Origin of the sequence: Rhodococcus sp. MEB064, from assembly GCF_000834565.1 — a bacterium.
Taxonomy (GTDB): domain Bacteria; phylum Actinomycetota; class Actinomycetes; order Mycobacteriales; family Mycobacteriaceae; genus Rhodococcoides.
The window spans coordinates 1-13196 of sequence record NZ_JXQS01000051.1 but is presented as its reverse complement, the minus strand read 5'-3'; the positions used below and the strand labels follow the sequence as shown (position 1 = coordinate 13196).

The 13196-nt window shown below is 68.0% G+C and carries 12 protein-coding genes; all 12 read left to right on the top strand.

The window, feature by feature from the left end:
- The 12 genes from RU01_RS18080 (at position 1) to RU01_RS18025 (ending at position 13118) form a co-directional block, all read left to right on the top strand.
- Entirely contained in the window at positions 1–849 is an 849-nt protein-coding gene (locus RU01_RS18080; protein WP_042575979.1) for an acyl-CoA thioesterase, read from the top strand.
- Complete coding sequence (gene pdxT / locus RU01_RS18075) at positions 846–1469, top strand: pyridoxal 5'-phosphate synthase glutaminase subunit PdxT (protein ID WP_042575978.1); 624 nt, start codon at positions 846–848, stop codon at positions 1467–1469. The genes RU01_RS18080 and pdxT overlap by 4 nt, the downstream gene beginning before the upstream one ends.
- A 41-nt stretch (positions 1470–1510) precedes the next feature.
- The gene (locus RU01_RS18070) at positions 1511–2266 is read left to right on the top strand and encodes a YebC/PmpR family DNA-binding transcriptional regulator (RefSeq protein WP_027505225.1); all 756 of its coding nucleotides are present in this window, start codon (positions 1511–1513) and stop codon (positions 2264–2266) included.
- Positions 2267–2358: 92 nt separating this feature from the next.
- Positions 2359–2955, top strand: coding sequence for a crossover junction endodeoxyribonuclease RuvC (gene ruvC / locus RU01_RS18065; protein ID WP_042575981.1), 597 nt, complete (start codon positions 2359–2361; stop codon positions 2953–2955).
- Positions 2952–3554 (top strand): Holliday junction branch migration protein RuvA, encoded by a 603-nt coding sequence (ruvA, locus tag RU01_RS18060; protein WP_042575977.1) that lies wholly within the window; start codon positions 2952–2954, stop codon positions 3552–3554. The genes ruvC and ruvA overlap by 4 nt, the downstream gene beginning before the upstream one ends.
- Positions 3551–4642, top strand: coding sequence for a Holliday junction branch migration DNA helicase RuvB (ruvB, locus tag RU01_RS18055; RefSeq protein WP_042575976.1), 1092 nt, complete (start codon positions 3551–3553; stop codon positions 4640–4642). Before ruvA ends, ruvB begins: the two co-directional genes overlap by 4 nt.
- A gap of 114 nt (positions 4643–4756) precedes the next feature.
- Positions 4757–5149: a preprotein translocase subunit YajC gene (gene yajC, locus RU01_RS18050; protein ID WP_042575975.1), complete on the top strand. Its 393-nt coding sequence runs from the start codon at positions 4757–4759 to the stop codon at positions 5147–5149.
- A gap of 203 nt (positions 5150–5352) precedes the next feature.
- Positions 5353–7122, top strand: a complete 1770-nt coding sequence (gene secD / locus RU01_RS18045) for a protein translocase subunit SecD (protein WP_042575974.1) — start codon at positions 5353–5355, stop codon at positions 7120–7122.
- Positions 7123–7125: 3 nt separating this feature from the next.
- Entirely contained in the window at positions 7126–8313 is a 1188-nt protein-coding gene (gene secF / locus RU01_RS18040; protein WP_042575973.1) for a protein translocase subunit SecF, read from the top strand.
- Between the two features lies 1 nt (position 8314).
- Positions 8315–10036 carry an ABC transporter substrate-binding protein gene (locus RU01_RS18035; RefSeq protein ID WP_042575972.1) on the top strand — a complete coding sequence of 574 codons (1722 nt, stop codon included), beginning with the start codon at positions 8315–8317 and terminating at the stop codon, positions 10034–10036.
- Positions 10037–10047: 11 nt separating this feature from the next.
- Entirely contained in the window at positions 10048–10578 is a 531-nt protein-coding gene (locus RU01_RS18030) for an adenine phosphoribosyltransferase (RefSeq protein ID WP_197074813.1), read from the top strand.
- Between the two features lie 92 nt (positions 10579–10670).
- Positions 10671–13118, top strand: coding sequence for a RelA/SpoT family protein (locus RU01_RS18025; protein WP_231568762.1), 2448 nt, complete (start codon positions 10671–10673; stop codon positions 13116–13118).
- Positions 13119–13196 lie beyond the last annotated feature (78 nt).

The following is a 13196-nucleotide window of genomic DNA, read 5'->3' as shown; positions in this document are numbered from 1 at the left end:
GTGGGCATCGAAGAGATCCTCGAACTCGAACGCATCGAGAACGACATCTATCGCGGGAGCTCCATCCCCAGCCAACTGCAGCGGACATTCGGTGGCCAGGTGGCAGGGCAGTCGTTGGTATCGGCGGCCAAGACGGTGGACGTGTCGTTCCGGGTGCATTCGCTGCACGGATACTTCCTGCGCCCCGGAAACCCCAACGAACCGACGGTGTTCACGGTGGACCGTGTCCGCGACGGCCGTTCGTTCGCCACGCGGCGGGTCACCGGCGTCCAGGACGGCAAGGCGATCTTCACGATGTCGGCGTCGTTCCACGTCGAGGACGAGGGCATCGAGCATCAGGACCGCATGCCCGACGTGATGGGCCCCGAGGATCTCCCCGACGTCGCCGAGGACGAAGCGTTGCGGCAGAAGATGTTCTACAAGGAGTGGAATCGGTGGGACGTCCGTCTCGTGCCGCACGACAAGATCGCCCGCAGCTCGAATCTGGCGGCGCAGCAGCAGGTCTGGATCCGCTACCGGGATCCGCTCCCCGACGACCAGGTCTTCCACGTGTGCGCCCTGGCCTACATGTCGGACATGACACTGCTGGGCTCGGCGAAGGTCCCACACGAGGACGTCGCGACACAGACGGCCTCTCTCGACCATGCGCTGTGGTTCCTGCGGCCGTTCCGCGCCGACGAGTGGCTGCTCTACGACCAGACGTCCCCGTCAGCCGGCCTCGGCCGTGCGCTCACCCAGGGCAGGATCTACGACCGCGCCGGCCGCATGGTCGCCGCCGTCACGCAGGAGGGCCTGATGCGGTACGACCGCTCGGCGCAGCACACTCCCGGCCTCGAGACGACGCGGTGACCCGGCCCCTCATCGGAGTTCTCGCCCTGCAGGGCGACGTCCGTGAACACCTCGAGGCGCTGACCGCGTCGGGCGCGGACGCGGTGACGGTCCGTCGGCCGGAGGAACTGGCCGCCGTCGACGGTCTGGTGATCCCGGGTGGGGAATCGACCACCATGGGCAAACTGCTCCGCATCTTCGACCTCCTCGACCCCGTCAGGGAACGGCTCGCGGCAGGAATGCCGGCGTACGGCTCGTGCGCGGGGATGATCCTGCTGGCGTCCGACATCCTCGACACCACGGCCGACGCGGTGCACCTGGACGGACTCGACATGACGGTGCGTCGCAACGCCTTCGGCCGACAGGTCGACTCGTTCGAGACCGATCTCGCCATGACCGGCATCGACGGCGACCCGATCCGCGCCGTGTTCATCCGAGCTCCCTGGGTCGAGCGCGTCGGAGACGACGTCGAGGTCCTGGCCACGGTTCCGGACGGGCCCGCGGCCGGCCGCGTCGTCGCCGTCCGCCACGGAGCCGTGCTCGCGACGTCCTTCCACCCGGAGGTCACGGGAGACCGACGAGTGCACGCGCTGTTCGCCGACATGGTGCGGGAGCGAAGAACCCTGTCCACGCCCGCGTAAGCTAGGCACGTTCTCTGCCGGTACGAAAGGGGCTATTGCCGATGAGCGGCCACTCCAAATGGGCGACCACGAAGCACAAGAAGGCTGTCGTCGACGCCCGCCGATCGAAGTCCTTCGCCAAATTGGTGAAGAACATCGAGGTCGCCGCGCGCACGGGTGGTGGTGACCCCGTCGGTAACCCCACGTTGTACGACGCCATCCAGAAGGCGAAGAAGACCTCGGTCCCCAATGACAACATCGAGCGCGCACGCAAGCGCGGCGCCGGTGAAGAAGCGGGCGGAGCCGACTGGCAGACCATCATGTACGAGGGCTACGGCCCCAACGGTGTCGCCGTCCTCATCGAGTGCCTCACCGACAACCGCAACCGCGCGGCAGGCGAGGTCCGTGTCGCGATGACCCGCAACGGCGGCAACATGGCCGACCCGGGTTCCGTGTCGTACCTGTTCTCCCGCAAGGGCGTCGTCACGCTCGAGAAGAACGGCCAGTCCGAGGACGACGTCCTGATGGCCGTGCTCGACGCCGGCGCCGAGGAGGTCAACGACAACGGGGACACCTTCGAGGTGGTCTCCGAGCCGACCGACCTGGTGGCCGTGCGCACCGCGCTGCAGGAGGCGGGCATCGACTACGACTCCGCCGAGGCCAGTTTCCAGCCGTCGGTCAGCGTGCCCGTCGACGTCGACGGAGCGCGCAAGGTGTTCAAGCTGATCGACGCGCTCGAGGACAGCGACGACGTGCAGAACGTGTGGTCGAACGTCGATCTGTCCGACGAGGTGCTCGCGCAGCTCGACGAGGACTGACTCCAGCGCGCCGCACGCACACGCCCGCTTCTCGCCGCTAGGGTATCGAACAACAGTTCGTAGGTTGGTCGAATCCGGTGAGGGAGTGGGCGTTGCGTGTCATGGGAGTCGATCCGGGACTCACTCGGTGCGGGTTGAGCCTGGTCGAGTCCGGTGCCGGTAGGGCCGTCACCGCGCTCGACGTCGACGTGGTGCGTACTCCCTCGGACATGGACCTCGCCCAACGCCTGCTCCTGATCGCCGAGTCCGCCGAGTACTGGTTGGACACTCACAAGCCCACCGTGGTCGCGGTGGAGCGGGTGTTCTCCCAGAACAACGTGCGGACCGCCATGGGCACTGCCCAGGCCGGGGGAGTGATCGCGCTGGCCGCGGCCCGCCGGGGGATCCCCGTCGCCTTTCACACGCCGTCGGAAGTCAAGGCAGCTGTCACCGGGAACGGCACCGCCGACAAGGCACAGGTCACGGCCATGGTCACGCGCATCCTCGGGATGCAGCAGGCGCCGAGGCCTGCCGATGCCGCGGACGCTCTCGCGTTGGCCATCTGTCATTGCTGGCGCGCCCCGATGATGGCCCGGATGGCGGCCGCGGAGGCGCAGGCGGCCGCCGCGAAGGCGTCGTACGAGAAGAAACTGAAACAGCAACGCGCCGCGGTTCGCGCCGGCGCGAAGACGGGAGTGCAGCCGCGATGATCAGCTCGATACGAGGCGACGTCCTCGAGATCGCACTCGATCACGCCGTCGTCGAGGCGGCCGGCCTGGGTTACCGCGTCAACGCGACACCCGCGACACTTGCCGGCCTGACCCGCGGCGCCGAAGCACGCCTCGTCATCTCGATGATCGTCCGCGAGGACTCGATGACGCTGTACGGATTTGCCGACGCCACCTCGCGCGACCTCTTCGGCCTCCTGCAGACGGTGTCGGGCGTCGGTCCGCGCCTGGCGATGGCGGTGCTCGCGGTTCTCGAACCCGACGCGCTGCGTTCCGCGCTGACGGACGGCAACGTCACGGCGCTGATGCGAGTCCCCGGCATCGGCAAACGCGGCGCCGAGCGGCTCGTCGTAGAGTTGCGCGACAAGGTGGACGCCGTGGTGTCGGCACCAGGTGGGTCCTCGGTGTCCGGGCCGTCGGCCGGACCGGTGCGGGATCAGGTGGTCGAGGCACTGCTCGGTCTCGGCTTCCCCGCGAAGCAGGCAGAGCCTGCGGTGGACGCCGTGTTGGCGGAGGACCCGACGACGGGAACTGCGCAGGCATTGCGAGCGGCTCTGGTGAGTCTGGGTAGGTCGCGGTGACCGATCAGAACTGGACGGACGACGGTGACGAATCCCTGGTGACCGCGGAGGTCGTTCCCGACGACGGCGACCTCGATGCCAGCCTCCGCCCGAAGTCTCTCGACGACTTCATCGGGCAGCCCCGCGTGCGGGAACAGCTGCAACTCGTCCTGCAGGGGGCTACTCAGCGAGGCAGTACACCCGACCACATCCTCCTGTCCGGTCCGCCCGGACTGGGGAAGACCAGTATGGCGATGATCATCGCGGGGGAGCTCGGGTCCGCGCTGCGGCTCACCTCCGGTCCGGCGCTGGAGCGCGCCGGTGACCTCGCGGCCATGCTGAGCAATCTGGTCGAGGGCGACGTGTTGTTCATCGACGAGATCCATCGCATCGCACGGCCGGCAGAGGAGATGCTGTACCTGGCGATGGAGGACTTCCGGGTCGACGTCGTCGTCGGCAAGGGGCCCGGTGCGACGTCGATTCCGCTCGACGTCGCGCCATTCACCCTCGTCGGCGCCACCACCAGGTCGGGAGCTCTGACGGGGCCGCTGCGCGACCGCTTCGGCTTCACCGCACACATGGACTTCTACGACGCGCGCGAGCTCCAGCGCATCATCACCCGATCCGCCGGGATTCTCGGTGTGCGTGTCGACGTCGACGCGTCCGCCGAGATCGCGGGCCGTTCGAGGGGCACTCCGCGCATCGCCAACCGCCTACTCCGCCGCGTACGCGACTACGCGGAAGTACGCGCCGACGGAGTGGTGACCCTCGAGGTCGCACGGGCTGCTCTCGAGGTCTACGACGTCGACGAGCTCGGCCTGGACCGACTCGACCGCGCGGTCCTCGGCGCCCTGGTCCGCAGCTTCGGCGGCGGACCCGTCGGTGTCTCGACGTTGGCCGTCGCGGTCGGGGAGGAGCCCGCGACGGTCGAAGAGGTGTGCGAGCCGTATCTGGTCCGTGCCGGCATGATCGCCCGGACTCCGCGTGGGCGCGTGGCGACTGCCGCTGCCTGGGAGCGCATGGGTCTGACTCCTCCGCCGGACCTCGCGGTCGGCGGCATCTCCGTGCGGACGAACGAGCCGCAACGCACCCTTTTCGACGAGAGCTGACCGGCCACCTATCCCGTCGAATCGGACGAAACGGGTGCCTGACACGCCCGAGCTTCACGGCAGACGTGGCACACTGGGGGTTCCACGCCCCTCGATCAAGGATTGACGTCTCCGATGGAACTGCTGTTTCCGCTTCTCGTGCTCGCCCTGCTGGTCCCGATGTTTCTCGGCATGCGCCGTCAGAAGCGGGAGTTGGCCAAGACAGCCGAGCTGCAGGACTCGCTGGCCGTGGGTGACCGCGTTCTGACCACGTCCGGACTGCACGGACTGGTCGACGGGCTCACCGAGACGACCGTCGATCTCGAAGTCGCCCCCGGCATCATCACCACCTGGTCGCGTGCCGTCGTGCGCGAGGTTCTCCCCGACGAGGACGACGACGTGACCAGCGATGACGCGGCCGTCGACTACACCGACGACGCCGATGTGCAGAGCCGAGTCGACAGCCTGGAGACCGGTCTCGGATCGGCCGACACCGATCGTTCGCAGGCTCGCCTCACCAAGGATTGAGACAAAGCGGATTCACCGCCCCCGAGGTCGTCCTCGGGGGCGGTGCGTCGTTGTGGAGAGGGTACGGTCGGTCAGGCTTCGGCCGGTCCGTGTCGCTCGCGGCCCGCCCTCGTACGACCTAAGAAGCCGATCTACACCGAGCCGTAGTCCTCCAGCTGTCGTTCCACCCAGCCGGTCCGTCCCACTCAGGAGAAGTACTCACCGTGGCCCCATCCAGCGGATCCTCGTATCCGGTGCGGTATCTCGCCGTGTTCGGCGTCTTCATCGCCCTCGTGTACGTCCTGGTCTTTTTCACCGGTGACAAGTCCCCGACACCCAAGCTGGGTATCGACCTGCAGGGCGGCACGCGCGTGACGCTGACCGCCCGCACGCCGGACGGCAGCGCGCCGAGTCAGGACAGCCTCCGGCAGGCCCAGCAGATCATCGAGACCCGCGTGAACGGTCTGGGTGTCTCCGGGTCCGAGGTGGTCATCGACGGTCAGAACCTGGTCATCACGGTTCCCGGCGACGACAGCTCGCAGGCTCGCACTCTCGGCCAGACGGCCCGCCTCTACATCCGCCCGGTCATCACCTCGCAGGCGCCGACTCCGGCCGGCACGCCCGAGGCCCCGGTGGCGACGGATCCCGCCGCAGATCCGGCGGCGGCAGTTCCGGGAGCTGCAGATCCGGCGGCAGCCGACCCCGCCGCCGTCGATCCCGCGGCGCCCGCTCCGCAGAACCGACCCTTCCCCGCACAGGACCCCACCGACCCCGCTGCGCCGACCGACCCCGCAGCTCCGTCCGACCAGGACACCGGCTCGGAGCCGGGAACCGCGCCGACGGAAGGCTCCGCGGACGAGACCGCCGACGCGATCACCGAGGCGAAGGCGCTGCGTCAGAGCACCGACCCGGCCGTTCAGCAGACGGCGATGGCGACGATCGACTGCTCTGCTCCCGACCCGCTGCAGGGCAACGACGACCCGGCGCTGCCGCTGGTTGCCTGCTCCACGGACGGCACCGCCGTCTACGTCCTCGACGCGTCGATCATCGACGGTCAGCAGATCGCCGATGCCAGCTCGCAGTTCGACTCGCAGCAGTCGCGCAACGTGGTCTCGCTGAGCTTCACCACCGAGGGCGGTAACACCTGGGCCCAGTTCACCTCGGCCAACATCGGCAAGCAGGCCGCGTTCACGCTCGACTCGAAGGTCGTCAGCGCACCCGTCATCCAGGGCGCGACACCGGCCGGCAGTGCCACTCAGATCACCGGCAACTTCACGGCGGACAGTGCACGGGAGTTGGCCAACACCCTGAAGTACGGCTCGCTGCCTCTGTCCTTCGCCGCCTCGGAAGCCGAGACGGTCTCCGCGACGCTGGGCTTGGCGTCCCTGCAGGCCGGCCTCATCGCGGGCGCCATCGGTCTGGTGTTCGTCCTGCTCTACTGCCTCCTCTACTACCGCATGCTCGGCATCCTCACGGCGCTGTCGCTGGTGCTGTCCCTGGTCGCCATCTACGGCATCCTCGTGTTGCTCGGTCGATGGATTTCCTTCACGCTCGATCTCGCCGGCATCGCCGGTCTGATCATCGGTATCGGTATGACCGCCGACTCGTTCGTCGTGTTCTTCGAACGCATCAAGGACGAGATCCGCGAGGGTCGCAGCTTCCGCTCCGCCGTTCCGCGAGGGTGGGCCAGAGCGCGCCGGACGATCCTCTCCGGCAACGCGGTCAGCTTCATCGCCGCCGCCGTGCTGTACGTGCTCGCCGTCGGACAGGTTCGCGGGTTCGCCTTCACGCTCGGCCTGTCGACGCTGCTCGACATCGTCATCGTCATCCTGGTGACGTGGCCGCTGGTCAACCTCGCCTCGCGCACCGAGTTCTGGTCCAAGCCGTCCATCAACGGTCTGGGCGCGGTGCAGGAGATCGCGCGCGCCCGTAAGCGAGCAGCCGCCCAATCCACCCGTGAGACGGCTGCCGCCGGATCGAACAAGGAGGCCTGAGTCATGGCCGACACCACCACCGACACCACGCCCGACACCGCACCGGACACTGCCGAGGGCGGGCGCGGCATCCTCTCGCGCCTCTACACCGGCACCGGAGCGTTCGACATCATCGGACGCCGACGCCTCTGGTACGGCATCACCGCGGCGTTCGTCCTGGTCTCGCTGCTGTCGATCCTGGTCAGAGGATTCACCCTCGGTATCGATTTCGAGGGCGGCACCAGGGTGCAGTTCCCCGCGCCGAACGGGGGTGTGGACACCGCTCAGGTCGAGCAGATCTACACCGAGACGCTGGGCCAGGACGCCGTCGCCGTGCAGACGGTGGGCACCGGATCCGGCGCCACCGTCCAGATCCGCTCGGAGGCGCTGGACCCCGGTCAGGCGTCGTCGCTGCAGAGCGCGCTGTTCGATGCGTACTCGCCGACCAACGCGGAGGGCGAGACGACGCGAGACGCGATCTCCTTCACCGACGTCAGTGAGACCTGGGGTTCCCAGATCACGAACAAGGCGCTGATCGCGCTGGTGGTCTTCCTGGTCATCGTCAGCATCTACATCGCCGTTCGCTACGAGCGGGACATGGCCCTCGCCGGTATCGCGGCGTTGTTCTTCGACATCTTCGTCACCGCCGGCGTGTACTCGCTGGTGGGATTCGAGGTCACGCCTGCCACGGTGATCGGCCTCCTCACGATTCTCGGATTCTCGCTGTACGACTCGGTGGTCGTCTTCGACAAGGTCGAGGAGAACACCCGGGGCATCCTGCACCTGAACCGGCGCACGTACGCCGAGCAGGCGAACCTCGCGGTCAACCAGACGTTGATGAGGTCGATCAACACGACGGTGATCAGCGTGCTCCCCGTGATCGCGCTCATCGTGATCGCGGTGTGGCTGCTGGGAGTCGGAACCCTCAAGGATCTCGCGCTGGTGCAGCTCGTGGGCATCATCATCGGCGCGTACTCGTCCATCTTCTTCGCGACGCCCCTCGTGGTCACGCTCAAGGAGAAGTGGGGACCGGTCGCCGCACATACCAAGAAGGTGCTGGCCAAGCGCGAGGGCGTCGCCCGTCCCGCCGGAGAGCGCGTCGCCGCGGGCGCCGCGGCGTCCCCGGTGGCGGCCCGTCCCGCACGGACACCGGCCGCAGCGCCCCGAGCGGGCGCGCGACCGACAGGTAAGCGCGGCAAGCGGAGGAGCTGACATGGGTGGGTCGACGCTCTCCAGAACCGGGATCGCTGCAGTGGCACTCGCCGCGGTCGCGGGATCGACGCTCGTGGCGTGCAGTTCCGAGGACACCCGGATTCCGTCCATCGGGTACGCCGTCGACAACACGATCTCGACCTACAACGGCGGGACGACGGAGGGCTCGTCCTCCGGCGCGGTGCAGGCGTTCGCGCGCGTGCTCCCCGGCTTCAGCGTCACGGCGCCCAGCGGAGGCGCGGTGAGCGACACCGACATCGGCACAGCCGTCGAGGTTCCCGGTGAGCAGCAGGTCATCACGTACACCATCGCCGCGCCCGCCGTGTGGTCCGACGGGGTGCCGATGACCTGCGACGACATGGTTCTCGCCTGGGCGGCGCGCAGCGGCCGGACGGACGTCGCCGGTGCGCCGGTCTTCGACGCCGCCTCCACGGCCGGATACGCCGACATCGAGCGGATCGACTGCGCGCCCGCCGACAAGGTCGCCACCGTGACGTTCCGATCCGGCCGCAGCTACGTCGACTGGCGGTCCCTCTTCGGGGCCGGGTCGATGATGCCCGCTCATGTGGCTGCCCGGATCGCAGGAGTGCCCGACATCGTCGGCACTCTGGCCGGAGGTGACCAGGAGGCTCTCGGCCGCGTCGGCGCAGCGTGGAACACGGCGTGGACCCTCACGTCGGCACCCTCCGGGGAGCCCGGAACGCTCGATCCCGCAGTCTTCGTCTCCGCCGGACCGTTCCGTGTCGACGCCTATTCCGTCGACGACGGCCTGGTCCTGGTGCCGAACGAGAAATGGTGGGGAATCCCCGCCGGTACCGATCGCATCGTGGTCTGGCCCAAGGGAGCCGACATCGCGGCCAAGGCGGCGTCGGGCGACATCGAGGTGGTCGACGCCGACGGCGGCACGGCCACCCCGGACGGGTTCACCGCGACCTCGCAGCCGTCGTTCGGAATCGAACAATTGGTGATGGCGACGACGGGTGTCTTCGCCGATCCCGCAGCTCGTCGCGCCTTCGCGGCGTGCGTTCCCCGCGGCGACCTCTTCGCGCAGCACGGGCACCCCGGGTACGAGCAGGCGACCGGGAGGGGATCGAGCATCGTCGACAGTCGGACGACCCTCCCTGCCACACTGGCGTACCGGACGGTGGCGGGCACTGCCGCGGAGCGATACCGCGCACCCGACGTCGCCGGTGTCACGGCCGGTCTCGCCGAGGCGGGCCTCACCGATCCGGTGGTCCGCATCGGCTACCTCGGACCCGACACCCGACGCGCTGCCGTCGTCGCGCAGATCGCTGCCGCGTGCGCACCGATGGGTATCGACGTCGTCGACTCGGCATCGGCGACGTTCACGCCCGCCGCTCTGCGCGCGGGCCAGGTCGATGTGGTGTTGGCGTCGACGGCCGGTCAGGCGGGCGCGACCGGAACGTCGTCCGCGGACCCAGCACGCTTCGCGCTTCGCGGAGGCCAGGGAGTCAACGTCGGCGGATACGCCAACCCCAGGATCGATCAATTGGTCGACCAGCTCGCGGTCGACCAGTCCGACGCGACAGTGTTGTCCGCTGCGGTCGAGGCCGAGAACATCCTGTGGACGGACATGCCGTCACTGCCTCTCTACAACGCTCCGAGAGTCACGGCCGTGGCGTCGGGAATGCGCGGTGTCGAGTCGAATCCGACCGTCGCCGGCGCGGGATGGAACATGGACAAATGGATACTGGTCGGATGAGTGACAACGCGATCGTGGACGAGGCCGGGGCGGACGTCGTCGCACGGCTCACCCGCTGGGCGGACGACTTCCCCGAGCCGGGTGTCCGCTTCGCCGACCTGACGCCCGTGTTCGCCGATGCCCGGGGTCTGCGCACAGTCATCGACGCGTTGGCCGAGGCCGGTCGCGACGTCGATGCCGTTGCCGGGATCGATGCCCGTGGATTCCTTCTCGGTGCGGGCGTCGCGTTGGCGTTGGGCACCGGAGTGATCGCGGTGCGCAAGGCCGGCAAGCTGCCTCCGCCGGTCCACCACCAGGCGTACGAGCTGGAGTACGGCACCGCCGAGCTGGAGATCTCCGCGGAGGGCATCGACCTCGACGGGCGACGCATTCTGATCGTGGACGACGTTCTCGCTACCGGTGGCACCCTCGAGGCGGCCGCCGAACTGCTCACCCGGTGCGGCGCGATAGTCGTCGGTGCAGCGGTGGTTCTCGAGGTGGAAGTTCTGGGGGGTCGCGCGCGTTGGAAGCATGGTCCCCTGACCACGCTCGGCGTGGTCTGACCAGTCCCGCTCGAGACGAAATACGACCGTGCCCGGTGCACGGCTGTGCCGACGGCTAAAGTTTCAGTCGAGCAGCTGAGGAGGTGTCGACCATGACGCGTTACATCGGTCCTACCGCGCCGGAGTCCCACGCCCCCGATCCCGACGCCGCGGTTCCCGACGTCCCGGTTCCCGATGTCCCGGTTCCCAGTGGCTCCGGTTCCACTGCGCCCGTGCCGTCCGTCCCGATCGAGGACGCCGCGGCTGCGCCCGTCGAGCAGCCCGAAGCGAGCGTCACGCCGACCGCGCCGTCGTCTGCATCCAGGCGAGTGCGCGCACGCCTGGCACGACGCATCACCGCGCAGCGCAACACCGCGGTCAAACCGGTGCTCGAGCCGTTGGCCGGCACTCACCGCACCCTCTATCCGAAGGCGGACCTCGGCCTGCTGCAGCGTGCCTACGACGTGGCCGACGAGCGTCACGCGACTCAGATGCGCAAGTCGGGCGATCCGTACATCACGCATCCGCTGGCCGTCGCCAACATCCTGGCCGAGCTGGGAATGGACACCACCACTCTGGTCGCCGCCCTGCTCCACGACACCGTCGAGGACACCGGGTACTCGCTGGAGCAGTTGCGCGCCGAGTTCGGTGACGAGGTCGCTCATCTGGTCGACGGCGTCACCAAACTGGACAAGGTTGCGCTGGGAACTGCGGCCGAGGGCGAGACCATCCGCAAGATGATCATCGCGATGGCGCGTGATCCGCGGGTTCTGGTCATCAAGGTCGCGGATCGTCTCCACAACATGCGCACGATGCGTTTCCTGCCCCCGGAGAAGCAGGCACGCAAGGCCAAGGAGACTCTCGAAGTCATTGCGCCCCTTGCTCATCGACTAGGGATGGCGACGGTCAAATGGGAGCTCGAGGACTTGGCGTTCGCCATCCTGCATCCCAAGAAGTACGACGAGATCGTCCGTTTGGTCGCCGACCGCGCACCGTCACGCGACACGTATCTGGCCAAGGTGCGCGCGGAGATCAATGCGACGCTGTCCGCGTCCCGGATCAGCGCCGTCGTCGAGGGGCGTCCGAAGCACTACTGGTCGATCTATCAGAAGATGATCGTCAAGGGTCGCGACTTCGACGACATCCACGACCTGGTCGGGGTGCGAATCCTGTGCGACGAGATCCGGGACTGCTACGCCGCCGTCGGCGTCGTGCACTCGCTGTGGCAGCCGATGGCCGGTCGGTTCAAGGACTACATCGCGCAGCCGCGCTACGGGGTCTACCAGTCGCTGCACACCACGGTCGTCGGCCCCGAGGGCAAGCCGCTCGAGGTGCAGATCCGTACGCGCGACATGCACCGCACCGCCGAGTTCGGCATCGCGGCGCACTGGCGCTACAAGGAGACCAAGGGTCGCCACTCCGGTGACGCCACCGAGCTCGACGACATGGCGTGGATGCGCCAGTTGCTCGACTGGCAGCGTGAAGCCGCCGACCCTGGGGAGTTCCTCGAGTCGCTACGCTACGACCTCGCGGTCAAGGAGATCTTCGTCTTCACCCCGAAGGGTGATGTCGTGACACTGCCCGCCGGGTCGTGTCCGGTGGACTTCGCGTACGCCGTCCACACCGAGGTGGGTAACCGCTGCATCGGCGCTCGCGTCAACGGACGGCTCGTCGCGCTGGAACGCCAACTCGAGAACGGCGAGGTCGTCGAGGTCTTCACCTCGAAGGCCATGACAGCCGGACCGAGTCGCGACTGGGCCACGTTCGTCGCATCGCCGCGCGCCAAGACGAAGATCCGTCAGTGGTTCGCGAAGGAGCGCCGCGAGGAAGCCCTCGAGGCCGGCAAGGACGCCATCGCCAAGGAGGTGCGGCGCGGAGGACTGCCGTTGCAGCGCCTGATGAACGGCGAGTCCATGTCGGCTATCGCTCACGAACTCCGGTACGTCGACGTGTCCGCTCTGTACACGGCGGTCGGTGAGAACCACGTCTCGGCGCAGCACGTGGTGCAACGGCTCGTCGCGCATCTCGGAGGCGTCGGCGACGTCGAAGAAGAGCTGGCAGAACGCTCCACACCGTCGACGATTCCGACGCGTCCCCGGCGTGTCGGTGACGCCGGTGTCATGGTGTCGGGCGCGGAGGGCGTCGTCGCCAAGTTGGCGAAATGCTGTACCCCGGTGCCGGGCGACGACATCATGGGCTTCGTGACGCGCGGCGGCTCCGTCAGCGTGCACCGCACCGACTGCACCAACGCAGGATCGTTGCAACAGCAGTCGGAACGACTCATCGAGGTCGAATGGGCCCCGTCACCGTCGTCGGTCTTCCTCGTCGCGATCCAGATCGAGGCGCTGGACCGTCACCGCCTGCTGTCGGACGTCACGAAGGCGCTCGCGGACGAGAAGGTCAACATCCTGTCGGCGTCGGTCACCACGTCCGGTGATCGAGTGGCCATCTCCAAGTTCACCTTCGAGATGGGCGATCCCAAGCACCTGGGGCACGTGCTCAACGTGGTCCGCAACGTCGAGGGTGTCTACGACGTGTATCGCCTGACCTCGGCTGCCTAGAACTCGACATCCCCCCGCGAGTACGTCCACAGTGTCGTGATCCCGTACGGAATCACGACACTGTCGGCGTACTCGCGG